Source organism: Saccharothrix carnea (assembly GCF_003014735.1).
Lineage (GTDB): Bacteria > Actinomycetota > Actinomycetes > Mycobacteriales > Pseudonocardiaceae > Actinosynnema > Actinosynnema carneum.
In genome coordinates, this window is sequence record NZ_PYAX01000004.1 from 90,840 (window position 1) to 115,599 (window position 24,760).

Here is a 24,760-nt window from a genome sequence, read left to right on the forward strand (position 1 = left end):
CCTTCACCGCACCAAGTGCCCAAACGATTTGGCAGGTCACGGTGAAGCGCATCGGGATCAAGGACGTGGCCGCGGCGGCCGGTGTCTCCGCGACCACGGTCTCCCACATCCTCAACGAAGTCGCGGGCAAGCGGATCAACCCCGAGACCCGGGCGACCGTGCTCCGCGTGGCCCGTGAGCTGGGCTACCGCCCGAACAACCTCGCCCGCGGCCTGCGGACCAGCCGCACCAACACGGTCGGCTTCATCAGCGACGAGATCGCCACCACGCCGCATGCCGGGCAGATCATCCAGGGCGCCCAGGACGCGGGTGCCGAGCGGGGTCTGCTGCTGCTCATGCTCAACACCGGCGGCGACCCGGAGCTGGAGCGCAAGGCGATCACCCTGCTGGTCCAGCACGGCGTCGACGGCGTCCTGTACGCGTCGATGTACCACCGGGTCGTCCAGGTGCCGCCCCAGCTGCGGTCGGTGCCCACCGTGCTGGTGGACGCGAGTTCGGACGACCCGGCGGTCCCCTCGGTCGTGCCCGACGAGGAGCAGGGCGGGCTGACGGCCACCCGGGAGCTCCTGGCGCACGGCCACCGCCGGATCGGGTTCGTCACCAACACCGACGACATACCGGCGTCCCGGGGCAGGCTCGCCGGGTACCGGGCCGCGCTGGCGGAACGGGGCGTCGGGTTCGACCCGGCGCTGGTCGTCGCCGACCGCTCCGACGCGCCGGGCGGCTACCGCGCGGCACGGGCACTGCTGGGGTCGGCGCACCGGCCGACCGCCCTGTTCTGCTTCAACGACCGCATGGCGATGGGCGCCTACCGCGCGGCGGGCGAACTCGGCCTGGCGATCCCGGCGGACGTGTCCGTGATCGGCTTCGACAACCAGGAACTGATCAGCGAGAACCTCCACCCCGCGCTGAGCACCGTCGCCCTGCCGCACTACGAGATGGGCGCGCGGGCGATCGCGCGCCTGCAAGCCGTGATCGACCCGCCGGACACCACCACCGGCCCCGCGCCCCGGGAGGTACTGCACTGCCCCCTGGTCGCGAGGGACTCGGTCGCCCCGCCGCCCCGGTCTTGACCACCGGCACGGCGGAGCGACACCAAGAGGGCGACCGCTCGCACCGGTCGCCCGACGAGAACCAGCCCAGCACGATGGAGGAACCATGAATGCGAAGACCAGGCGTCTCGTCGCCGCGAGTCTAGTGGCCGTCACCGCGACGGCCGTGCTCGCGGGTTGCGGCAGCGCCGACCGCGGCGGATCGGGCGCCCAGGGCGGCGTCCTGAAGCTGTGGACCCACAACGCGGGCAACGCCGCCGAGTACGACGTCGTGGAGAAGGTCGTCAACGACTTCAACGCGAGCCAGACCACGTACAAGGTCGAGATCGAGGCGTTCCCCCAGGGCGCCTACAACGACGCGGTCGTGGCCTCGTCGTCGTCGAAGAAGCTGCCCTGCATCCTGGACGTGGACGGACCCAACGTGCCCAACTGGGCGTGGGGCGGCTACCTGGCCCCGCTGGAGCTCAAGGGTGGCGAGGTGCCGTTGGACGACCAGCTGCCCAGCACCGTGGGCAAGTACCGGGACGAGGTCTACGCCTTCGGCTTCTACGACGTGGCGCTGACGATGTTCGCCCGCAAGTCCGTGCTGGACGAGCACGGCATCCGCGTCCCCACCCCCGACCGGCCGTGGACCCGCGCGGAGTTCTCGGCGGCGCTGGCCGACCTCAAGGCGGGCGGCAAGTTCGAGTACCCGCTGGAGATGGGCACCGGTGGCAGCGGCGAGTGGTGGCCCTACGCGTACTCGCCGCAGTTGCAGAGCTTCGGCGGCGACCTGGTCGACCGCTCCTCCTACAAGACCGCGGAAGGCGCGCTCAACGGTCCCACCGCGCGCGACTGGGCGAAGTGGTTCCGCTCGCTGGTCACCGACGGGTACATGGCCCAGAAGTCCGGCTCCAGCCCCAACGACGACTTCCTCAACGGCAAGTCCGCCATCGAGTGGGACGGCAGCTGGGACGCGGCCAAGAACGTCGAGAAGCTGGGTGACGACCTGCTGATCCTGCCGCCGGTGGACTTCGGGCAGGGCCCGAAGATCGGCGGCGCGTCCTGGCAGTGGGCGATGAGCTCCAACTGCGCGCAGCCGGAGGGCGCCCGCGCGTTCCTGGAGTTCACCCGCAAGACCGCGTACTTCCTGGAGTTCGCCAAGGCGACCGGCACCATCCCGGCGACCGACGCCGCCGCGGCCAAGATCCCCGGCTACGAGCCCGGCGGGCGGTACGAGCCGCTGGTCCGCGCCGCCCGGGACTTCGCGGTCGTGCGTCCCGTGACACCCGCGTACCCCTACATCGCGTCGGTGTTCGAGAAGACCGCCAAGGACATCGTGGCGGGCGCCGATCCCGACGCCGCCCTGGACGAGGCGGTCAAGCAGATCGACGCCAACCTGAAGCTGAACGACTTCTACGCCGACTGACGGCTCCGCCCCGCCCGCCTGGTGGAGACCCGGCCGCACCTGATCCGACCGTCTCCACCGGGCGCGCCCGTTCCGCCCGGAGGTCTCGTTGACCGCCGCTGTTCCCCTTCGCACGCGCTCACGCCGCACCCGTGGCGGCACGCTGAGCACCGCCCGCCGCCGGGAGGGCCTCACCGCTCTCGGCATGGCCAGTCCGGCGGTCCTGCTGTTGCTCGTCTTCTTCGTCATCCCGGTGGTGCTGGCGTTCGGGCTGGCCTTCACCAGCGCCCGCCTGATCTCGCCGACACCGGCCCGCTTCGTGGGGCTGCGCAACTTCGCCATGCTGGCGGAGGACCCGGTCTTCCTGCGCTCGGTGCTCAACACGTTCGCCTTCGCGGCCGTCGTGGTGCCCGTGCAGGCCGGGCTCGCCCTCGGCCTGGCCCTGCTGGTCAACGGCCGGTTCCGGGGCACGAACTTCTTCCGGACCGTCTACTTCATCCCGGTGGTCACCTCCATGGTGGTGGTGTCGATCGTGTGGACGTTCCTGTACCAGAAGAACGGACTGCTCAACCGGATCATCGACGGTGTCACGCTCGGGCTGGTCCGGGGACCCGACTGGTTGAACGACCCGTCGACGTCGCTGGCGGCGATCATCTTCATGTCGGTCTGGCAGGGCGCGGGCTTCCACATGATCATCTGGCTGGCCGGGCTGCAGACCATCCCGGCCGAGCTGCACGAGGCCGCTTCCATCGACGGCGTCAGCCGGTGGACGCGGTTCCGGTTCGTCACCTGGCCGGGGCTGCGGGCGACCCGCACGTTCGTGCTGATCACCATCACGATCTCGGCGTTCAGCCTGTTCACGCAGGTCAACGTGATGACGCAGGGCGGGCCGCTGGACTCGACCAGCACGTTGGTCTACCAGGCCGTGCGCAGCGGCTACCAGCAGCAGCAGACCGCGTACGCCTCGGCGATCTCGCTGGTGTTCTTCGTGCTGGTGCTGATCGTCTCGCTCGTCCAACGCCGGCTCACCAGGGAGAAGGACTGACATGTCGGCCAAGTCGTCCCCGGCGGTGGCGCGCAGGGTACCGGTGTACGCCCTGCGGGTCGTGCTCGCGTTGTTCTTCGCGTTCCCCGTGGTGTTCATGCTGGTCTCGTCGTTGAAGCCGGACGAGCAGATCTTCGGCGACCTGGGCAGCCCGCGGGCGTTCCTGCCGGTCGGCAGCCTGTCGCTGGAGAACTACGCGGCGGTGTTCGACCGCGTGCCCGCGATCCGGTTCCTGCTCAACTCGCTGGGCATCTCGGCGATCACGATCGTGCTGGGCATCCTGGTGAACAGCCTGGCGGCCTTCGCGCTGTCCAGGATGCGCTGGCCCGGCCGCAAGCTCCTGCTCACGGTCATCATCGCCACCCTGATCGTGCCGTTCGAGACGTTCGCGCTGCCGCTGGTCTGGTGGGTCAACGAACTGCCGTGGCTGGAGGTGAACGGGTTCAGCGTCACCCTCACGGAGGGGTGGCTGGACACCTACCGGGTGCAGGTGCTGCCGTTCGTCGCGAACGCGTTCTCGATCTTCCTGTTCCACCAGTACTTCCAGAGCATCCCCAAGGAGCTGGACGAGGCCGCGCTGATCGACGGCGCGGGGTGGTTCGGCATCTACCGGCGGATCGTCCTGCCGCTGTCCGGCCCGGCGATCGCGACCGTGGCGATCCTGACGTTCCTGCCCGCCTGGAACTCCTACCTGTGGCCGCTCATGGTCGTGCAGGACGAGGAACTCCGGCCGGTCATGGTCGGCATCCAGTACTTCTTCCAGCTCAACGTCTCCTGGGGACAGGTCATGGCGTACGCGTCGATGATCACCGTGCCCGTGCTCGCGCTGTTCCTGGCCTTCCAGCGGTCCTTCATCAACAGCATCGCCTCCAGCGGCGTCAAGGGCTGACCGCTCCGACCTCGAGGACTCCGTTGTCGACTCCCGACCCCCACCTGCCCACGATCCACCTCAGGCCACCGCGGAACTGGATCAACGACCCCAACGGGCTCACCTTCCACGACGGCCACTACCACGTGTTCTTCCAGCACAACCCGCACGGCCCGGACCACACCGGCATCCACTGGGGACACCACCGCAGCGCGGACCTCGTCACGTGGGAGGAGCTGCCGGTGGCGCTGGCGCCCACGCCCGGTGGCGACGACGCGGACGGCTGCTTCTCCGGCAACGCGGTCTCCGCGGGTGACCGGATGCTCGCGTTCTACTCCGCCTACCGCACCGACCGCTGGTGGCAGCCGATCGCCACGGCGGAATCCCGGGACAGCGGGCTCACCTGGCACAAGCACCCCGGGCTGGTCATCCCGACACCTCCCGAGGGCACGTCGATGTACCGCGACCCGTACGTCTGGCGGCAGGGCGACCGGTGGCGGATGCTCGTCGGCGCGAGCCTCACCGGCGAGCGCGGCGCGGCGCTGCTGTACGAGTCGCCGGACCTCGCGGACTGGTGGTACCGCGGGCCGTTCTTCGCCGACGTACCCCACGCGGGCGGTTGGACCGGGTGGGAGTGCCCCCAGTACGCCACCTTCGGCGACCGCGGCGTGCTGGTCGTCAGCCTCTGGGACGCGGTCGCGGGTCCCCGCAGCACGCGGGTCTACGTGGGCGGCGAGCAGGACGGCCGGTTCACGCCCGCAGGCCACCGGCCCCTCGACCACGGCCCGGACTTCTACGCGCCCGCGCTGCTGCACGCGCCCGATGGCCGGTGGCTGCTGTGGGGCTGGTCGTGGGAGGCCCGCGACCGGCAGTGGTCGCGGGAGGCGGGCTGGGCGGGCGTGCTCACCGTTCCGCGTGAGCTCTCGCTGGCCGAGGACGGGACGGTGCACCAGGCCCCGGCCGCCGAGGTCCTCGGGTACCGCGGGCGCAAGGTGGTGCACGCCACCGACTGGTCGACCGCGGCCGACCTCGGCCCGGTCGGCACCGCGTTCGACCTCACCGCCCGGGTGCGGCCGCGCTCGGACGCGCCGTGCGGCGTGCGGCTGGAGACCGGCGACGGCGAGCACCTCGACATCGTCGTGGACCCGGTCGCGGGCGAGCTGGTCGTGGACCGCGACCACGCCTCGCTCGACCCCCGTGCCCGCCCGGGGCGCTACCGCGTTCCGCTGTCCGCGCGGTCGGACTCGGTGGACTTCCGGGTGATCGTGGACGGTTCGATCGTGGAGCTGTTCCTCGACAGCGGCGAGGCGTTGACGCTGCGCTGCTACCCGACCGGTCCCGCGCCGTGGCGGTTGCGGACCTTCGGCGGGCCGGACCACATCGTGGACGTCTGGGAGCTCGACGCCGGTGGGCGGCGGACCGCCGTCGACCACGACGAGCTGCACACGAAGGCGAGCTGACCGCGAGGGGTCCGGCCGGGTCACCGGCCGGACCCCTGCACTCACGGACGCGGCGGCGCCACCGAGCCGCGTTCACGCAACGGCATCGTCACCCGGTGCACCGCGGAGACCTGCGCCTCGGCGTCGAACACCAGCTCCACCGCGCGCCGTCCCATCTCGTGGTGCGGCAGCGCCAGCGTGGTCAGCGCGGGACGCAGCCACGAGGCGATGTCCTGGTCGTCGAACGACACGATCGAGACGTCCTCGGGCACCGACCGCCCCGCTTCCGCCAGCGCCTGGTAGGCACCGAACGAGACGCGGTCGGTCGAGCACACCAACGCCCGCAACGGGACGCCCGCGGTGAGCAGCGCCCGGACCTCGCGGTAGCCGTCCTCGGCGTTCCACTCGCACTCCACCACCCCGTCGAGCATCGCCCGCTCAGCCCGCAGTGCCTCCTGCAGGCCGCGCATGCGCTCGTTGCCGGCGAAGATGCCCTCCGGTGTCGCGGGCACGGCCTGGTGGCCGCCGATGGCCCAGATGCCCGAGCGGTGACCGGCCGCGAGCAGCACCCGACCGGCGGTGCGGCCGGCCTCGATCTCGTCCGGCACCACCGAGGGCGCGTCGAACCCCGGCGCCAGGCAGTTGAGCAGGACCACCCGGCGGCCGTGCAGCTCCTTCGGCGGCACGACGTAGCGGGTGTACATGGTCGCCAGGATCACCGCGTCGGTCTGCCGGTCGAGCAGCGCGTTGACCACCGCGGTCTCCGCGGGCCCCGCGCCGTCCGTCTCGGTGATGATCAGCAGGTGGTCGCGCTCCGCCGCCGCTTCCAGCGCGCCGCGGACCACGTCACCGGCGAACGGGGTGGTGGTGATCCCGTCGGAGACGACGCCGATGGTCTTGGTGGTCTTGGTGCGCAGGCTGCGGGCGGTGGCGTTGGGGCGGTAGCCCAGCGCCTCGGCCGCCGCGCGGACCCTGGCCCGGGACGCCTCGGAGATCCGCACGCCCTCCCGCCCGGACAGCACGAACGACGCCGTAGTCGGCGACACCCCCGCGCTGCGGGCGACGTCGGCCATGGTCACCCGTCGTCCACTCGTCATCGTCACCTCTCGTCCACTCGCGGCGGGCCGGTTGCGGCGCCCGCCGCCACCACAGTATGGGCTGGCCGCACGGGTCCGGCACCGCACGGCGGTGTGCCGCGCGGTGCCGGACGACCGGGTCTCAGCCCGTCATGGTGCCCATGCGCCACACCGTCATGGACTCGATCACCGCCCCTTCGCCGAACAGCTGGATGCCCAGCGAATCGCCGCGGTGCGGGTACGCCCGCGTCGTGATCGACTTGTGCGAGTTGGCGTAGGCCTCGACCATCGACCGGTCGACGAAGACGTCGAGCGTGAGCGCGCCGTTCCGCAGCGACAGCGGTCCACTGTGGACACCGAGGTCGGCGTCCACGCTGGACCGGTTGCCCGCCCGCGTCCGGTCGACGCCGAACTGGCCGCCCGCGACGTCGTAGAACAGCCGGGTACGCTCCTCCTCGCCCGGGCTGCGCAGCACGTCCAGGCCGAAGCGCTGGGCCGTGCCCGGTTTCGCGGTCAGCCGCACGTGCAGCAGGTCGCCCTGGACCGCGGCCAACCGGCTGTTGACCGCGCCGACGCCCATCGGGGTCCGCACGTCGACCAGCGGCGCACCGGCGTGCAGCGCCGACACCTCGCGGACCGGGTCGATCCCCAGGTCGCCGTCCGGCCGCAGGCTCAGCTCCAGCGGCAGGCCCGCGTTGTGCGCCCAGCCCGCGTCGTGGTGCGCCTGCTCGGTCCGCCGGTCCTGCGCGATGCTGAACAGCAGGGACCGGCCGTCCGGGCCCACCGTGCCGCTGGGCCCGGTGAAGTGCTCGCCGTAGTCGAGCAGCTTCGGCGTGGTGGTGTCCGGGGTCCAGCGGCGGGCGGCGGCGTCCCAGGTGCCGACCCAGTAGAAGGTGTTCTTGCTGCTGTGCGGGCTCGCGCTGGTGAACGCGGGGTTGACCAGGAACGCGTGCTTGCGCTTCCCGGCGGCGTCGGTGATGGGCAGCAGCACCGGCAGCTCCCACACCTGGCCCGTCTTGGGGTGGGCGCCGACGTCGCCGGTCATGAGCGGACCGGCGTAGGTCCAGTCGGTGAGGTTCGTCGACGTGTAGAGCAGCGCGGTGCCGCCGACGTCCGCGCCGCCGGTGGTCTGCACGCCCGACCCGACCAGCTGGAACCAGGTGCCGCCCTCCTGCCACACGTACGGGTCGCGGAACTCGCCGAACCGGACCTTGCGCCCGGCGCCGACGTCGAGGTCGGCCCGCTGCTCGGTCACCAGGCGCGGCTCCATCCGCCACTCCACGAGATCGGGGTCGTCCGGGTTCACCGGGCGGGCGATGCCGGTGGCCTGGTTGGGGCGCTTGGAATCGTCGCCCGCGGTGATGAGCAGCACCGGGTCGCCGTTCTGGTCGAGCGTGGCGCCGCCGGACCACACGCCATCGGGGGCGACGCTGCCCGCCGTGGGTGCCAACGCGACCGGCAGGTCCCGCCAGTGCACGAGGTCCTTGCTGACCGCGTGGCCCCAGCTGATGTTGTGCCAGTACGGGCCGTGCACGTTGTGCTGGTAGAACAGGTGGTACCGGCCGTTGGCGAAGATCGGCGAGTGCGGCTCGTTCATCCAGTGGTTGGGCGCGGTGAAGTGGTAGCCCGGCCGGTACTTGTCGCCGTCGTAGCGCGACCGGTCCTGCACCATGTCGGCGGCCGGGATCGTCCCGCCCGCGAAGCCCGCCAGGGCCGCGGCGTGGTCGGCGGCGACCTCGGTGGGGCTCAACGCCTTGCGGTGCAGCTTCACCTCGTCGATGAGGCCGCTGAACATGTTCACCGCGAACGTGCCGTTGATGATCACCGGCTGGTTGTGCTTGCCGATCAGCAGCGGCACCCCGGCCTGCTGGAGCCGGGCGCCGGTCGGGATCGCGGTCTCGGCCACCTGCGCGCCGTCGAGGTAGAGCCGCATCCGTCCCTGCGCCGGGTCGAACGTGGCCACCAGGTGCGCCCACGCGCCGGTGCGCAGCGCGGCCGACGCGGGAGCCGTCACCTCGCGCCAGCCGTCTCCCGTGCCGATGCCGAGCTTCCACACGCCGTGCCGTCCCACGCCGAGGGAGAAGCCCCGGTTCGCGGTCTGCTCCTGCTGGTTGACGATCGCGGAGACCTTGCGCTCGTCACCCCACTCGAACCCCTGCGGCGCGACCCACGCCTCGACGGTGAGGGCGTTCTGGTCCAGCGGCACGGACCCGGCGCTGCGGCTGACCCAGGTCGAGTAGCCGTCGAACAGCAGCGCCTTGGACAGCACGCCCTTGCCGTCGTTCGCGGGCTGCCACAGCGGGTCGCTCACGGGCTTGTAGACGGCCTGGTTGAACACGTAGCTGATCGGGTCGGCCTGGCCGCTGACCCGTTCGACGGTCGAGGCGCCGGAACCCTCCTGGAAGTCCCAGTGCGCGGCGGTGGAGCCGACCGGCTGGTCCAGCCCGACGCGGAGGTCGTCGAAGTTCAGGTGGCCGAAGCCCGCGGTGGACTGGTCGACCAGCTTCACCCGCACCTGCTGGCCCATGCGATCACGCACGTCCCAGGTCACGCGGTGGTACCCCTCGCTGTCGGCGCCGGTCGCCTTGTGGATCACGGTCCCGTCGACGGTCGTCAGCGCCGCGTACAGGTTCGCCTCGTCCCGGCCACCGCCGACCAGCACGCTGACGACACCGGTGCCCGTCACCGTGAACGGGTTCGAGGTGAGCGTGCCGGTGGCCGCGTCACCGCCGCTCTTGAAACCCCACAGGTGGTAGCTCCCCTGCTGGTTGAAGCAACAGCCCCAACCCCACGCCGTGTCGGTGGTCAGCGCGTCGGTGAACGCCTGCCCCTGCGCCGTCCAGCCGGACAGGTTCCCGGACTCGAACCCCGGGTTGGTGGCACCGGTGCCCACCGGCTGGTCGAGCCCGACGCGGACGTCGTCCAGGTTCAGGTGGCCCCAGCCGCCGGTGGCCTGGTCGACCAGCTTGATGCGGAGCTGCTGGCCGAGGCGGTCGCGGACGTCCCAGCTGACCCGGCGATAGGCCTCGTCGTCGGCGCCGGTCGCCTTGTGGATCACGGTCCCGTCGACGGTCGTCAGCGCCGCGTACAGGTTCGCCTCGTCCCGACCGCCACCGATCAGGACGCTCACCACGCCGGTACCCGACACGGTGAACGCGTCCGAGGTGAGCGTGCCGGTGGCCGCGTCACCCCCGCTCTTGAAACCCCACAGGTGGTAGCTCCCCTGCTGGTTGAAGCAACAGCCCCAGCCCCACCCGGGCTCCGAGGTCACGGCGTTCGCGAACGCCGGCCCCTGGGCCGTCCACCCGGTCAGGTTCCCGGACTCGAACCCGGGATCGGTCAGGACGCCGGCATCCGCGGCGACCGCCTGGGTCGCCAGTGGTGGACCGAGCGACGCGCACGCGATCAGGGCGACCAGCAGGAGCCTGGCGCGGCGCACCAGGCCGCTAGCGGCAGGTCGTGCCATGTAACGCCTCCTCGACGTTGAGGTGCTAAATCGAAACTTCGTGAGCGCCGATGCTGCGCGCAGGCGTTCGAGGTAAACAAGGTGGTAAAGAGCCAACTTGACCGTTTCGTTACATCCAGATGACTCTTGTTCACCCGTGATAACTCGATTTACCATGTTGCCGCGCTGCGGCCCGCACACCCGAGCCTCACGGCCCGCCTCCGCCCGCACCGCTTCACCGCATCGCTCCCCCGAGCAGAAACGCAGGGCAGCCCATGACAAGACGGTTGATGACAGCTGTGCTGACCGCGGCGGCGCTCGTCGTGTCCACGAGCCCCGCTCCGGCGGCGCCGGCGATCGAGACCTACCGGCCGCAGTTCCACTTCACCCCGGAGCGGAACTGGATGAACGACCCGAACGGGCTCGTCCACCACAAGGGCGAGTACCACCTCTTCTACCAGCACAACCCCAACGGCAACTCGTGGGGCGACATGTCGTGGGGCCACGCGGTCAGCCGCGATCTCGTGCACTGGGAGGAACTCCCGGTCGCGATCTCCCACGACGACGAGGAGATGGTGTTCTCCGGCAGCGCGGTCGTCGACCACGCCAACACCTCCGGCTTCGGCACCGCGGACGAGCCGGCGATGGTCGCCGTCTACACCAGCTCGCTCAAGATCGGCGGCAGGCAGGCACAATCGCTCGCCTACAGCACCGACCGCGGTCGCACGTGGACGAAGTACGCCGACAACCCCGTGCTGGACATCGGTTCCACCGAGTTCCGCGACCCCGAAGTGCAGTGGTACGAACCCACTCGGAGCTGGCTCATGGCCGTGGCCCTGGCCACCGAGCGCAAGATCCGGTTCTACTCCTCCAAGGACCTCAAGTCGTGGGAGCCGCTCAGCGACTTCGGTCCGGCGGGCGCGACCGGTGGCGTGTGGGAGTGCCCGGACCTGTTCCCGCTGCCCGTGGACGGTGATCCGGGCAAGACCAAGTGGGTGCTGGTGGTCAGCATCAACCCCGGTGGCATCGCGGGCGGTTCGGCGGCGCAGTACTTCGTGGGCGATTTCGACGGCACCCGCTTCACCGCCGACGACGACGGCAGCTACACCCCACCGGACGGCGTGGTGGTCGAGGACTTCGAGTCGTCCTACGGTGGGTGGACCACCACCGGGAGCGCGTTCGGCGCCGCACCGGCCACCGGACCGCTGGAGGGGCAACTGCCCGTGGGCGGCGTCGAGGGAACCGGCTACGCCAGCAGCTTCCACGGCGGCGACGGCTCGACCGGCACCCTCACCTCACCGCCGTTCACCGTGGACCGGCGTTACCTGAACTTCAAGGTCGGCGGCGGCAGGCACCCGCACGACCCGCAGGCCTCGACCGGCGGCACGCCGCCCGCGCGTGAAGTCCTGGCCGACTTCGAGAACGGCTACGGTGCCTGGACCGCGACCGGTGAGGCGTTCGGCACCGCGCCCGCGACCGGCACGCTGCCCGGCCAGATGGCGGTGTCCGGTTGGGAAGGCGGCGGTCTGGTCAACACGTTCCTGCGGGGTGACGCCACGGTCGGCACGCTCACGTCACCCGAGTTCGAGATCTCCGCGCCGTACCTGAACTTCCTCATCGGCGGCGGCAACCACCCGGTCACCTCCGAAGCGCCCACCGCGGTGCGGCTCGTCGTGGACGGCGAGGTCGTGCGCAGCGCCACCGGCAAGGACTCCGAGGCGTTGAACTGGGCCTCGTGGGACCTGCGCGACCTGGCCGGCCGCAAGGCCCGCTTCGAGGTGGTGGACGACAACACCGGCGGCTGGGGCCACGTCCTGGTCGACCACGTGGTGCCGGCCGACGCACCCGCCCGGCCTCGTTCCACCGAGACCTCGGTCAACCTCCTGGTCGACGGGGAGGTGGTGCGGACCGCCACCGGAGCGGACAGCGAGACCCTCGACTGGGCCTCGTTCGACCTGGCGGAGTTCGTCGGCAAGCAGGCGCGGATCGCCGTGGTGGACCGGAACACGGCGGGCTGGGGCCACGTGATGGTCGACCGGTTCACGCTCGCCGACGCACCCGCGAGGTCCACCGTCGAGCGGGCGGACTGGGTGGACTTCGGCAAGGACTACTACGCCCCGGTGTCCTGGGAGGACGCTCCGGGCGGCAAGCGGTACATGATCGGCTGGATGAACAACTGGCAGTACGCCGGGAACACGCCGACCTCGCCGTGGCGCAGCGCGCAGAGCGTGGCCAGGCAGGTGGGGCTGCGCACCGTCGACGGTGAGGTCGAGCTCGTGCAGGAACCGGTGCGCGCGCTGGACCGCCTCCACCGGGGAGCGCCGTTCATCGTGCGCGGCAGCACCGTCCGCGAGGGCTCGCGGTCGTTGGGCGAGCGTGCCGCGGGCCGGGCGCTGGACATCCGGGCGACGTTCGCCCTGCGTGACGCCGACCGCGTCGGGCTCAAGGTGCGCGGCGGTGCCGGGCAGGAGACGGTGATCGGCTACGACACCACGACCGGTGAGCTGTACGTGGACCGCACGCGGTCCGGGCGCGTCGACTTCAGCCCCGACTTCCCCGCCGTGCAACGCGCGCCGCTGGCCGCCGTGGACGGGAAGGTGACGCTGCGGGCGTTGGTGGACCGGTCGTCGGTCGAGGTCTTCGGCGGCGCGGGGCAGGCCGTGATCACCGGCCTGGTGTTCCCCGACCCGACCAGCGACGGGGTGGAGGTCTTCGCGGAGGGCGGCAGCGCCCGGATCGACCGCCTCACCGTGTGGGACATGGGCACCTACCGACGTTGACCGCTCGTGGTGGTGGGGCTCCGGTTCCACCACCACTCGCCCCGACAAGGAACCGCACATGATCATCGTTGGCGGCGAGGCCCTCGTGGACCTCGTGCCCGACCACGTCGGCGGCTACCGGCCCCTGCCCGGTGGCAGCCCGGCGAACACCGCCGTCGGCATCGGCAGGCTCGGCACCCGGACCGCGCTCCTGGCACGCTTGGCCGAGGATCGCCTGGGCGCGGTGCTGCGCCACCACCTGGAGACCTCCAACGTCGAACTCGACCTCGCCGTCACCTCCTGCGCACCGACCACGCTCGCCGTGGTGGACCTCGACGCGGACGGCGTGGCCGACTACTCGTTCTACATCGACGGCTGCGCGGACGGTGGTTGGCGGGTGGCCGACCTGCCGGCGTCCCTCCCACCCGGAGCGGCACTGCACGTCGGCGGTTCCTTCGCCCTCGCCGTCGAGCCGATGGCCGCAGCCTTCGAGACCCTGCTCCACCGCGAACACCCGCACCGCGTCATCACGTTCGACCCCAACATCCGCCCCGTGCTCGTCCGTGACGACACCGCCGTCCGGGCCCGCCTGCGGCGCTGGCTCGGGCTGACCGACGTGCTCAAGGTCAGCGCCGACGATTTGCGGTGGATCGCACCGGACCGCCCCCTGGCCGACGTCGTCGCCGAGTGGCACGAGCTGGGACCGGCGCTCGTCGTCGTCACCCGGGGTGGCGACGGCGTCTACGCCTCCGGCCCGAACGGCGCCGTCGACCTCCCCGCCGTCCGCGTCGACGTCGCCGACACCGTGGGCGCGGGCGACGCCTTCATGGCCGGACTGCTGGCCGCCCTCGACCGCGACGACCTGCTCACCCGACCCGGGTTGGCGACGGTGGACCCGGCCAGGCTGGCTGTTGTCCTCGCCTACGCCCAGCGCATCGCCGCCATCACCTGCACCCGCCCCGGCGCCGATCCGCCGTGGTTCGACGAGCTGCTCCCCACCGACCCCCGTCCCGCGATCTTCTGACCGTGGCCGTGTCAGTGGCCGTGTCAGCCCCGTGGCCGTCCTGTGTCAGGACGGCGGGTCATCGTGGTTCCCGTGATCAGGTCACCGATCACACCGACCACCCGCGGCCCTCACCACCGGGGACGCACGAAGCCTCAGGAGAACACGATGCACACGTTCGACACCCCCGCCCCGATCTCCGCCCTGCTGGACATCCCCGCCGGCCGCGTCCGGTTCATCGCCGACGACCGGACCGACACCGCGGTCGAGGTCCGGCCCGCCGACCCCGCGAAGAGCCGCGACGTGAAGGTCGCCGAGCAGACCGCGGTCGAGTACGCCGATGGCGTGCTGCGGATCAAGGCCTCGGCGAAGAACCAGCTCCTCGGCCCCTCCGGGTTCATCGACGTGACGGTCCGGCTGCCCGCCGGTTCCCGCGTCGAGGCCAAGGCCGCCAGCGCCGAGGTCCGGGGCGTCGGACGGCTCGGCGACGTCACGTTCGAGGGCGCGCACGGGTCGGTCGAGCTCGACCGGGCCACCGGCGTCCACCTCACCACCCACGGCGGTGACGTCACGGTCGGCCGCCTCGACGGTGCCGCGGAGATCAGCACCGGCAAGGGCGACATCCGGATCACCGAGGCCGTGAGCGGCACGGTCGTGCTGCGCACCCGGGCCGGGCAGGTGTCGGTCGGCGCCGCCGCCGGTGTCTCCGCCTCGCTGGACGCCGGCACCGGCTACGGCCGGATCCACAACGCGCTCAGGAACGCCGACGGCGCCGCCGCGCTGACCATCCACGCCACCACCGACTACGGCGACATCGTCGCCCGCAGCCTCTGACCGGCGACTTCCCCCACTCTTCGCGTTCGACCAAGGAGCACACCACCATGTCCGCAACCCTGACCGACCAGCACCGAGGCTTCTCCGCGGCGGGGCTGCGCCGACTGCACGACGTGCTGGCGCGGCACGTGGACTCCGGGCAGATCCCCGGGCTGGTCGCCCTCGTCAGCCGCGGCGACGAGACGCACGTCGAGGCGATGGGGACGATGCGCCACGACGGCGGCGCCCCGATGAGCCGGGACACGATCTTCCGGATGGCTTCCACGTCCAAGCCGGTCGGCGCGGCGGCGGCGATGGTCCTGGTGGACGAGTGCCGGCTGCGGCTGGACGACCTGGTGCAGGAGTGGCTGCCCGAACTCGCCGACCGGCGCGTGCTCAAGCGCCTCGACGGCCCGCTCGACGACACCGTGCCCGCCCGGCGGCCGATCACCGTGCGGGACGTGCTGACCTCCACGTTCGGGCTCGGCATGGACATGACGGCGCTGGGCGCGCCGATCATGGACGCGATCTTCGCGCAGGGGCTCACGCCCAACCTGCCGGAACCGATGCCGGCACCCGACGAGTGGCTGCGCCGCCTCGGCGAGCTGCCGCTGATGCACCAGCCCGGTGAGCACTGGCAGTACCACATCAGCAACGATTTGCTCGGCGTGCTCGTCGCCAGGGTCACCGGCCAGTCGTTCGAGGAGTTCCTCCGCGAACGCCTCTTCGACCCCCTGGGCATGACAGACACCGGTTTCCACGTGCCCGCCGACAAGATCGACCGACTGCCGACCCTCTACGCCCCCGACCCGCACACCGGCGAGTTCACCGTGTGGGACGAAGCCGAGGGCGGGCGCTGGAGCCGACCGCCGGCGTTCCAGGGCGGCGGCGGTGGCCTGGTCTCCACCGCCGACGACTACCACGCCTACTTCCGGATGCTGCTCGACGGCGGGATGCACGGCACCGAGCGAATCCTGTCCCGGGCCGCCGTCGAGCTGATGACCACCAACCGCCTCACCCCGGAGCAGACCGCCGCCCGGACCACCCTGGCCCGCGACAACGTGCACATCTCGTTCGGCCAGGGCCAGCACGGCGGCTGGGGTTTCGGGATGGCGGTGCGCACCTACCGCGGCGACTACGCGCCGGTCGGCCAGTTCGGCTGGGACGGCGGCAGCGGCACCTCCACCTACGCCGACCCGGACAACCAGGTCACCGGCATCCTGCTCACCCAGGTCGGCGCCTCGGTCCCGGCCCCGATGCGCGCCATGCACGACTTCTGGACCACGCTCTACCAGGCGATCGACTGAAACCCGCGGTCCGCGGGGTCCGACCGGTGGGAGACCCGGTCGGATCCCCGGCACGCCGGGCACGGCCGGGGCGCGAGCACCGCCATCACCTGGTCGAGGCGGCCTTCCGCTGCCACAGCAGCTGGATCTTCGACTCCATGAGCGCGGCCATCTCCGGTCGGCGCTCCTCGACGAAGAAGTGACCGCCGTCGAACTCGGTGGTCTCCACCGGGTGCTCGGTGTAGCGCTGCCACCGGTCCGTGACGACCCGGTCGTCGCGGCCCTCCATCAGCACGACCGGGCAGCGCAGCTGCTCGAACGTCGACTCCTCGTACCCGCCCAGCAGCCTCAGGTCAGCCGCGATGATCGGGGCGAAGTAGCTCATGAAGTCGGCGTCGGCCAGGTTCTCCTCGCTGAGCCCGCCGTAGTCGCGCAGCACCTGCTTGAGGCCTTCGGGCGTGTCGAGGTCGGCCACCGCCTTGAACCGGCTGTCGCACGGCGCGGCCGACCCGGAGCTGAAGAACACCAGCGGCGGGTTGTCCAGGCGTTCCTGGCACAGCTTGGCGACCTCGTAGGCGATGTTGCTGCCCATGCTGTGGCCCCAGATGGCGAACGTCCCGCGGAACGAGTCGACCATCTCGGTGAAGATGTCCCTGGCCAGCAGCGGCAGCGACGCGGGCATCGGCGTGTTCGTCCGCTGCTCGCGCAGCGGGTACCGGGCGATCCGGACGTCGATGCCGTCGCCGAACGCGAACTTCCACTTGCTGTAGTACAGCATCCCCGCGCCCGCGTGCGGGAAGCACACGAGCGGGAGCTTTTCCACGACGCTCACAAGCACCCTTCCCTGTCCAGCTGTCCCCCAGGCGACCGCGTCACCCGGACCACCCTGACGACGACACGGCCACGTCCGCCGCTGGTGCGTCCCAGCTTCGGGTGGGCCGTGCCGCCGACCAACGCCCGGTCCGGGCGCGGCCTCAAGCCCTTTCCAGGAACCGCACGGCGCCGAAGAACCCGACCACCGTCCACGCGGCGAGGATGATGTAGCTGATCGGCTGCGCCTCGAACGTCGTGTGCGCCAACGACGCCCTCATCACCTCCGCCATGTGGTAGATCGGCAACACCTCGTGCACGGCCTGGACCCAGCCGGGGAGCCGCTCGATCGGGAAGTTGATCGGCGAGAACATCAGCGAGATGAACGCGATCAGCTGCGACAGCGCCATCGCGGGCTCGGCCGGGATGACGAACGAGTAGCCGTACCCGATGGCGAAGCAGGACAGCACCATGAGCACGAACGCCGGGATGATCGTCCACGAGATCGCGTAGCCGGGCTCGAAGATCAGGTGCGCGACGAAGACCGAGACGGCGATCGCCGGGACGGTGACCATGGCCCAGATGCCGACGTCGGCGATCAGGAACAGCTTGCGGCTCACCGGCAGCGACTTCACGAAGTCCATGTAGCCGGTCATCTTCGCGCCCGCGTTCTGCATGGGCACGGTCACCAGCGCGGTCATGATCAGCACGATCGTCGGCGCACCGGTCGCGAGGTACAGCATGCCGCCGCCCTCCGGCGACGACATCAGGTACGAGAAGCCGATCGCGACGCCCAGGGCGATCACGATCATGATGATCGAGAAGACGACCAGGTAGCTGCCCTGCTTGCGGGCCTGGAGTTCGATCACGTACTTGAGCTTGCTACCGGACACCTTCGACCGCTCCCCTGTTGCCGACGAGTTCGATGTACATGTCTTCGAGGGTGATCTCGGTGAGGGAGTACTCCGCGAGCAGGCCGCGGTCGCGCTGCTCGGCCGCCCACTTCAGGGCCTCGGTGGCGAGTTCGCGCTCGAACGTCAGCGTCAGCTCCGCCTCGGCGACCTTCAGGCTCTCACCCCAGGAGGGCACCTCGAACCGGTCCTCGGTCGCCTTGGCCACGGCCTCCAGCTTCATCCGGTTGCCGGCCGCCTCGCCGCGGATCTGCCGTGCGTTGCCCTGCTTGAGCACCTTGCCCTCGTTGAGCACGGCCATCGTGTCGACCGTGTTCTCGGCCTCCCGGATGCTGTGCGTCACCACCACGACGGCCGTGCCGTCCTTGGCCAGGTCGCGGATCGCGCTCCACAGGAAGCGCCGCCGGACCGGGTCGACGTCGTTGGTCGGCTCGTCCAGGATCACCGCGCGACCGGGCGCGACGGCGGCCATGCAGAACCCGGTCAGGCGCAGCACGCCGCCGGAGAGCTTGGTGCCCTGCACGTCCGCCCACTGCATGATGTCGAGCTTCTCGAACAGCTCCGTCGTGCGCCGGTCCACCTCCTCGGGGCTGATCCCGCGCAGCTGGCCCATGACGCGGGTGACCGACCGGGGGGTCAGCTCACCGAGCGGCGTCTTGGACTGGGGCTGCACCGAGCACAGGTAGCGCCCCAGGTTCCGGTTCTTCACGATGTCCTGGCCGGCCACGACGATCGAACCCGAGTCGGGCTTGAGCAGCCCCAGCAGCTGGTTCACGATCGTCGTCTTGCCCGCGCCGTTGTGGCCGAACAAGCCGAAGATCTCGCCCTCGTCGACGTGCAGGCTCACGTCGTCGTTGGCCAGTGTCGTGCGACCTCTGGATTTATACGATTTCGTGACGTGGTCCAGCTCGATCACAGCCATGGTCAACCTCCTCCGGTAATCAACGTATCACTCGGCGCCGACGCGCCCGGTCAGATGTTCGACTTCGTCATCGAGAATTCGGACGAGGTCGTCCGGGTCTTCGACCCACTTGCTCAGGACGAGCAGGTCGAGTCGCCCGTTGCCCACTTTCGACACACCGTAGCAGTCCGCGTAGTCCAGTTTGGACTGATCATCGGTCAGTTGGGCGAGCGTCATGTCCCAGATTGCGTCGTATTCGTCCTCGACATTTCCGACGAAGTTCAACAGGCACGTCGGCCGGAGCGTCTTGCCCATCACCGACAACACTTTCCGGTGTTTCACGATCGACCGGAGGTTCTGGATCAGGTTCAGGAAGCTGACGTTGTTCTTGTTCATCATGCGGACCTTGTCGGTGATGATCCCGTCGAGGTCGCGCATCGTGTCGCGTTCGCCGGGCACCAGCACCGGCAGGCTGCCGAGGACCATGCCCATGACCTCGGAGTAGTCCTTGTCCTCGAACACCCGTGACTGGAACAGCATGATCAGCGCGACCTTGTCGATGCCGAGCAGGCGGGCGACGACGCGCGCGTAGAGGTGCACGACCACGTAGAACAGGTCGACCTCCGTACCGTCGGCGGCCCGGAGCCGGTCCAGGTCGACGGAGTAGCGGACGTCCCGGATGCGGCTGTCCGCGAACCGCGCGGACTTCTCCTGGATGATCTTCGCATACCGGACGTACTCGACCAGGTCGAACTTCTCGATCAGCTCGTCCGAGGTGATGTCGACCGGCCCCTTGGCGATCTGGTCCTGCAGGTGCCGGTAGCTCTTGGCGATCGGCATCGCCCGGCTCGTGCCCGCCGCCAGCTCCTCGTAGCGCTTGAGCAGGTCGCCCCGGAACAGCTGGCCGGACGCGTGGTCGAAGATCGAGTGGTCGAACTGGAACAGCAGGTCGTGCGAGCGGTCGTTGTACTTGATCAGGACGACCTGGTACATCGGCTTGTCGACGACCTTGAAGTCCATGTTCCACTCGCGCTTGACCAGCTCGGTCCGCAGCTCCTCCTGCTCGTGCGGCTCCAGGCCGGACAGGTCCAGCGTCGGCAGGGCGATGGTCTCCGGCGCCTCGAACTCCTTCCACCGGAACCGCCCCGTCGACCGGGTCAGGAAGCTGCGCATGAGCCCGTGCCGCCCGATCACGTCGCACAGGGCCCGCTGCAGGACGTCGAGGTCGACCAGCTCGCGGAACTGGATCAAGTACAGCTGCAGGCGCGACTCGGTGGCGAAGTGCTGCTTCTGCATCGCGCTGATCGGGTAGGTCCACTTCACCGGCCGGGAGCCGATGGAGCGGCGCAGCTCCTCCTGCTTGCGGTCGATCTCGTCGAAGACCGCCGAATAGCCGCCGGCGTAGGACGGCAGGCCCGCGCTCGCCTTGAGCGCGGCGAAGTCCAACGCCATCCCGAGTTCCTCCCCACCGCCCGGGACAACGTAGTGGGGCAGGTATTCCGCGGGCACCCGCAGTTCGCTGAACTCCCGGACAACTTTCTTCTTCAGCGCGTCGTCCAGGCCCGTCACGAAAAGCACGACCAGGGTGTCCTCGTCCCGGCCCGACTTCACCTCGCGGAACGCGCACGGCGTGCCGAGGCGTTGTTCCAGCACGGTCGCGAGGCTCTCGAACGACATCTCCTCCGAGCCGCCGCGGCGGACCGTCCGCTCGATGTACGCGGCGAGCCCGGCGACCGTCGGGTGGTTGTAGACCTCGTTGGCCAGGACCTTGTAGCCGTTCTTCTCCAGCGCGTTGGTGAACTGCACCAGCCGCACCGAGTCCAGGCCGATGTCGAAGATGTCGGCGCGGTCGTCGATCTCGCTGAAGCCGAGCAGCGCGCGGATCTCGCGTTCGATCACCGCCGCGATGGCCTGCCGCTCGTCACCGCGGTCGGTCTCGACCTCGACGTCGACCACCTTGGCCTCCGCCTGCGCGCGCAGCAGGTCCAGCCCGTGGAACGCCGTGCCGATGCCCGCTTCGCGCAGCCGCGGCAGCAGGTCCAGCACCGACCGGTCGTCCTCCCGGACGTTCCCGAACGCGTAGAGCCGGGTGAGGCCCGCCGCGTCGGCGCGCTCGTTGTCGGCGAACCAGGTGGTGACCTCGCGGTCCCACCCGCCGCGGTCCAGCCCGGGCCGCGACAGCACGTGACATGGGATCCGCCGCTCGCGGCCCAGCTCCGCCAGCAGGCCCAGCAGCGCGCGCCGGTCCAGCCCGGCGTCGTCGCCCTCCCGCACCGGCGTGTCCCACAACACGACCTCGTCGACCCCCTGCAGGATGCGCAACCCGGTCGGTAGCTTGGCGGACAACGCCTCCCACGTCGAGCCCACGACCGCGGGCAGCACGGAAATCCGCTCGTCCACCGCGCCGACCCGCGTCTGCGGACCGCCCGTACCCAGGTCGAACGGCAGGATGTCGACCGTCCGGGTGAGGCTCGCGCCCGCCAGGTCTCGCACCACGTCCTCGACGTCGCGCCGGCGGCTCAGCACCACCGTGCGCACGGCACCGCCCGCCGCCGTGCCGCCGCCGTCCAGCGGCACCATCCTGGGCACGAGCCGCTGACCGCGTTCGTAGCGGACCGCGACGTCGTCGGGCCGGTGCGCCTCCAGCTCCCGGCGCAGGGACTCGCGCCACGCCTCCCGCCCGCCGCCGTCGGCGAGCGCCGCGTCGCACCGCACGGCCCTGACCCGGAACTCCGGGTGCTCGTGGTTGACGCCGATGAGCAGCGGCAGGAAGTCGCCGCGGGTGCCCAGGAAGTCGCCGGTGTCGAGCACCACGACGTCCTTCACGCACCGTTCCCGCATGTCGGGGATGACCGCGCACAGCCCTCGAACGGTCGCCACCGCCGACGCGTAGTCCGCGCGGTCGACCACGAACGTGTCACCCGCCAGCGCGTGGTCCTCCAAGTCGGCCACGAGCCGGCGGAGGTCGTCGGCGTCGCCGGGGCGGACCACCGCGCCGGACAGCCGATCGAACCGGTACCGCGGACCGGACGTGACGTAGAGCGCCCGCCAGTGCGGCACCTCGTCCAGCACCCGCTTGACCCGGCGGCGGTCGTCGGTGAGCACGACCAGGACCTTCGGCTGCTCCTTCCCGGTCGAGGCCGGGTGCACGGACCGCGCCCAGGTCAGTCGCGACGCCGCCGCGGGCGCCGCGGTGACGGTCCCCGTGACGGTCTGCCGCGCGGGCCGGGCGGTCACGACTCGCGTGCTGCCGTCACCCGGGCCGTCCAGCATCCGCTGGAACTCCTCGATGTCGACCGGGAACTCGACCTTCTCGAACGGGTACAGCGGCAGCTTCACCTTGCGCGGCTCGCGGCCCTTGTGGAACGCCTTCCAGTCCAGCGAGACGCCGTTCTCCCACAGCTTCTTGACCGCGCGCGCCAGGTGCTCGTCGTCGCCGATCTCCTCCATGCGGTGACGCAGCACGTTGACCGTGGTGACGTCGGCGTCGCGGCCGATGGCCCGCACGAACGACGACAGCGACTTGCCCGGGCCGACCTCGACGAACAGGGTGCCGCCCCGCTCCAGGATCGCCTCCACGCCGTCCTTGAACCGGACCGTCTCACGCGCGTGCTTGCAGTAGTAGTCGCGGTCGGTGGACTGCGCGGCGGTGATCCACGTCCCGGTCACGTTCGACAGGTACGGGATCTTCGGCTGGTGCAGGGTCACGCCGTCCAGCACCTCGCGGAACCGGCCGAGCATGGAGTCCATGTACTGCGAGTGGTAGGCGTGGTCGGCCTCGATGTGCGCGAACTTGATCTCCCGCTCGGTGCACTGCCGCTCCAGCTCGGCGATGGCCGCCGGCATGCCGGACACCGTGCAGTCCTCCGGGCCGTTCACCGCGGCGATGGCCAGCTCGTCGGTCAGCATGGTCCGGACGACGTCCTCGGGCGCCCGCACGGAGGTCAGAGCGCCCTCGACCGTGGTGTCCATCAGGCTGCCCCGCGCCTGGACCAGGCGGATGCCGTCCTCCAGCGAGAACACCCCGGACACGCACGCCGCGGCCAGCTCGCCGGTGCTGTGCCCGACCATGCCCTTCGGCTTGAGGCCCCACCCGATCAGCGTGCGCGCCATCGAGGTCTCCAGCATGAACAGCAGGACCTGCGTGATCTCGATGTTGTTCAGCTGCTTCTCGGCCTCCGGCGAGTCGCCGAAGAAGACCTCGCGGGGCACCTCGCTGCCCAGGGCCGTGCTGATCGCGAAGCACTCGTCCAGGTGAGCCCGGAACGCCGCTTCCTTCTCGTACAGGTCACGGGCCATCCGCAGGTGCTGTGCGCCCAGGCCGCTGAACAGGAAGTAGACGTCGCCGCGCGCGTTCTTGTGCACCTGTGCGGGCGGCTCGTCGTCGTCCAGCGACTCCTGGAGCCGCTCGCGCAGCTGTTCGGCGTCCTTGAACTCCACCGCGTAGCGGTAGGCGAGGCGGCGCTGGCGGTTCTGCAGCGTCCACGCCAGGTCCGAGCCGTCGACGTCGGGGTGCGCCGTCAGGTGGTCCACGAAGTGCTGCTTGATCCGCCGGATCGCGTCCGCGGACGTCGCCGACACCAGGAACGTGTTGTGCGCCCGGCCCTTGGTCGAGGCCGGTGGCCCCGCGGGCGCTTCCTCCAGGACCACGTGCGCGTTGCTGCCGCCGATGCCGAACGAGCTGACGCCCGCGCGCAGCGGCAGCACCTCGTCGGCCGCCGACCGCTTCGGCCGCAGTTCCTGGTTCTCCGCGACCACGTAGAACGGGCTGCCGTCGAGGTCGATGTTCGGGTTGAGCTCGGTGAAGTGCAGGCTGCGCGGCACGGTCCGGTGTTCGAGGATCTTGCAGGTCTTGATCAGGGAGGCGACACCCGCGCCGGTGTCGAGGTGGCCGATGCTCGCCTTGAGCGAGCCGAGGCCGGTCCCGCCCGGCTCACCCGCGCCGAACGCCTTGCGCAGCGCCTCGACCTCGATCGGGTCGCCGAGCGAGGTGCCGGTGCCGTGGGTCTCGACGTAGGACACCTCGGCGGTGGGTACACCGGCGACGCGGTAGGCCTTGCGGATGACCTCGGCCTGGCCCTCGATGCTCGGCGCGGTGTAGCCGACCTTGCGGTTGCCGTCGTTGTTGACCGCCGAACCCTTGATCACGGCGTAGACGCGGTCGCCGTCCCGCAGCGCGGTCTCCAGGCGCTTGAGCACGACGATGCCGACGCCGTTGCCCTCGACGGTGCCGCCGGAGTCCTTGTCGAACGGCCGGGTGTGGCCGTCCGGGGAGTGGATCATGTTCTCCTGGTAGCGGTACCCGTTCTTGTGCGGCAGCGTCAGCCCGCTCCCGCCCGCCAGCGCGATCTGGCACGACCCGGTCCACAGGTTGCGGCACGCCATGTCGATGGCGACCAGCGAGGTCGAGCACGCGCTGTGCATGGTGAACGCGGGGCCCTTGAGGTCCAGCGCGTAGGCGATCCGGGTGGCGGCGAAGTCCTTGTCGTTGAGCTGCAAACCGGTGAACGTCATCCCGGATTCCAGGATGTGCCTGGTCAGGGTGTGCGTCTCCCAGGCGAGGTTGTTCGTCGCGCCGAGGAAGAGGCCGATGGCCTCCGACCGGCCCTCCGCGGAGTAGCCCGCGTCCTCCAGGGCGTGGAACACCTCTTCGTGCAGGGCGCGGACCTGCGGGTCGAGCAGCGTCGCGTCGGCCGGGGTGTAGTTGAAGAAGTCCGCGTCGAAGTACTCGATGTTCGGGAACACGCCCTTGGCGCGGACGTACTTCTCGTCCTCCAGCGTCGCCTTGGCCACGCCCATCTCGAGCAGTTCGTCGTCGGTGAAGCGGGAGATCGCGTCGACGCCGTCGACCAGGTTGGCCCAGAAGCGGTCGATGTCCTCGGCCTGCGGGAACCGGCCGGCCATGCCGATGACGGCGATCTCCAGCCCGGTCTCCCGGCGCTTGACGGCCTTGTTCTCCGGCATG

General features: G+C 70.5%; 15 protein-coding genes. 9 read left to right on the forward strand and 6 right to left on the reverse strand.

Annotated elements, in window-relative coordinates; all coding sequences use genetic code 11:
- Positions 1-41 precede the first annotated feature (41 nt).
- The 5 genes from B0I31_RS12355 to B0I31_RS12375 all read left to right on the forward strand — a co-directional run bounded on the left by B0I31_RS12355 (position 42) and on the right by B0I31_RS12375 (position 5,812).
- A complete protein-coding gene (locus B0I31_RS12355; RefSeq protein WP_106615510.1) occupies positions 42-1,073 on the forward strand; it encodes a LacI family DNA-binding transcriptional regulator in 1,032 nt (343 codons plus the stop codon).
- Positions 1,074-1,158: 85 nt separating this feature from the next.
- Positions 1,159-2,460, forward strand: coding sequence for an ABC transporter substrate-binding protein (locus B0I31_RS12360; protein ID WP_106615511.1), 1,302 nt, complete (start codon positions 1,159-1,161; stop codon positions 2,458-2,460).
- 184 nt (positions 2,461-2,644) lie between these two features.
- Positions 2,645-3,484, forward strand: a complete 840-nt coding sequence (locus tag B0I31_RS12365; RefSeq protein WP_181320131.1) for a carbohydrate ABC transporter permease — start codon at positions 2,645-2,647, stop codon at positions 3,482-3,484.
- Between the two features lies 1 nt (position 3,485).
- Positions 3,486-4,373, forward strand: coding sequence for a carbohydrate ABC transporter permease (locus tag B0I31_RS12370; protein WP_106615513.1), 888 nt, complete (start codon positions 3,486-3,488; stop codon positions 4,371-4,373).
- 23 nt (positions 4,374-4,396) lie between these two features.
- Positions 4,397-5,812 (forward strand): glycoside hydrolase family 32 protein, encoded by a 1,416-nt coding sequence (locus B0I31_RS12375; protein ID WP_106615514.1) that lies wholly within the window; start codon positions 4,397-4,399, stop codon positions 5,810-5,812.
- Positions 5,813-5,853: 41 nt separating this feature from the next.
- Here the strand turns inward: B0I31_RS12375 and B0I31_RS12380 are convergent, their stop codons facing one another.
- Together B0I31_RS12380 and B0I31_RS12385 are read right to left on the reverse strand one after the other, a co-directional pair.
- Entirely contained in the window at positions 5,854-6,888 is a 1,035-nt protein-coding gene (locus tag B0I31_RS12380; protein WP_219910680.1) for a LacI family DNA-binding transcriptional regulator, read from the reverse strand.
- 121 nt (positions 6,889-7,009) lie between these two features.
- Positions 7,010-10,333 carry a GH32 C-terminal domain-containing protein gene (locus B0I31_RS12385; protein ID WP_181320132.1) on the reverse strand — a complete coding sequence of 1,108 codons (3,324 nt, stop codon included), beginning with the start codon at positions 10,331-10,333 and terminating at the stop codon, positions 7,010-7,012.
- Between the two features lie 269 nt (positions 10,334-10,602).
- Between B0I31_RS12385 and B0I31_RS42560 the strand changes: the two genes are divergently transcribed.
- The 4 genes from B0I31_RS42560 to B0I31_RS12405 all read left to right on the forward strand — a co-directional run bounded on the left by B0I31_RS42560 (position 10,603) and on the right by B0I31_RS12405 (position 16,194).
- Entirely contained in the window at positions 10,603-13,092 is a 2,490-nt protein-coding gene (locus tag B0I31_RS42560) for a GH32 C-terminal domain-containing protein (protein WP_281262293.1), read from the forward strand.
- A 58-nt stretch (positions 13,093-13,150) separates the two neighbouring features.
- A complete protein-coding gene (locus B0I31_RS12395) occupies positions 13,151-14,095 on the forward strand; it encodes a carbohydrate kinase family protein (protein WP_106615518.1) in 945 nt (314 codons plus the stop codon).
- Positions 14,096-14,242: 147 nt separating this feature from the next.
- Complete coding sequence (locus tag B0I31_RS12400; protein ID WP_106615519.1) at positions 14,243-14,908, forward strand: DUF4097 family beta strand repeat-containing protein; 666 nt, start codon at positions 14,243-14,245, stop codon at positions 14,906-14,908.
- A gap of 47 nt (positions 14,909-14,955) precedes the next feature.
- Complete coding sequence (locus B0I31_RS12405) at positions 14,956-16,194, forward strand: serine hydrolase domain-containing protein (RefSeq protein WP_106615520.1); 1,239 nt, start codon at positions 14,956-14,958, stop codon at positions 16,192-16,194.
- 85 nt (positions 16,195-16,279) lie between these two features.
- Here the strand turns inward: B0I31_RS12405 and B0I31_RS12410 are convergent, their stop codons facing one another.
- The 4 genes from B0I31_RS12410 to B0I31_RS12425 form a co-directional block, all read right to left on the reverse strand.
- A complete protein-coding gene (locus tag B0I31_RS12410) occupies positions 16,280-17,005 on the reverse strand; it encodes a thioesterase II family protein (protein ID WP_219910681.1) in 726 nt (241 codons plus the stop codon).
- Between the two features lie 142 nt (positions 17,006-17,147).
- A complete protein-coding gene (locus tag B0I31_RS12415) occupies positions 17,148-17,876 on the reverse strand; it encodes an ABC transporter permease (protein ID WP_106615521.1) in 729 nt (242 codons plus the stop codon).
- On the reverse strand, positions 17,866-18,816 hold the full coding sequence (locus B0I31_RS12420; RefSeq protein ID WP_106615522.1) for an ABC transporter ATP-binding protein: 951 nt from the start codon (positions 18,814-18,816) through the stop codon (positions 17,866-17,868). Before B0I31_RS12420 ends, B0I31_RS12415 begins: the two co-directional genes overlap by 11 nt.
- 27 nt (positions 18,817-18,843) lie before the next feature.
- Positions 18,844-24,759, reverse strand: coding sequence for a type I polyketide synthase (locus B0I31_RS12425; RefSeq protein WP_106615523.1), 5,916 nt, complete (start codon positions 24,757-24,759; stop codon positions 18,844-18,846).
- Between the last annotated feature and the right edge of the window lies 1 nt (position 24,760).

Coding starts and splice junctions, on each gene's coding strand:
- B0I31_RS12360 (WP_106615511.1), top strand. CDS start 1,159: ATGAATGCGAAGACCAGGCGTCTCGTCGCCGCGAGTCTAGTGGCCGTC.
- B0I31_RS12365 (WP_181320131.1), top strand. CDS start 2,645: ATGGCCAGTCCGGCGGTCCTGCTGTTGCTCGTCTTCTTCGTCATCCCG.
- B0I31_RS12370 (WP_106615513.1), top strand. CDS start 3,486: ATGTCGGCCAAGTCGTCCCCGGCGGTGGCGCGCAGGGTACCGGTGTAC.
- B0I31_RS12380 (WP_219910680.1), bottom strand. CDS start 6,888: ATGACGAGTGGACGACGGGTGACCATGGCCGACGTCGCCCGCAGCGCG.
- B0I31_RS12385 (WP_181320132.1), bottom strand. CDS start 10,333: ATGGCACGACCTGCCGCTAGCGGCCTGGTGCGCCGCGCCAGGCTCCTG.
- B0I31_RS42560 (WP_281262293.1), top strand. CDS start 10,603: ATGACAGCTGTGCTGACCGCGGCGGCGCTCGTCGTGTCCACGAGCCCC.
- B0I31_RS12395 (WP_106615518.1), top strand. CDS start 13,151: ATGATCATCGTTGGCGGCGAGGCCCTCGTGGACCTCGTGCCCGACCAC.
- B0I31_RS12400 (WP_106615519.1), top strand. CDS start 14,243: ATGCACACGTTCGACACCCCCGCCCCGATCTCCGCCCTGCTGGACATC.
- B0I31_RS12405 (WP_106615520.1), top strand. CDS start 14,956: ATGTCCGCAACCCTGACCGACCAGCACCGAGGCTTCTCCGCGGCGGGG.
- B0I31_RS12420 (WP_106615522.1), bottom strand. CDS start 18,816: ATGGCTGTGATCGAGCTGGACCACGTCACGAAATCGTATAAATCCAGA.
- B0I31_RS12425 (WP_106615523.1), bottom strand. CDS start 24,759: ATGCCGGAGAACAAGGCCGTCAAGCGCCGGGAGACCGGGCTGGAGATC.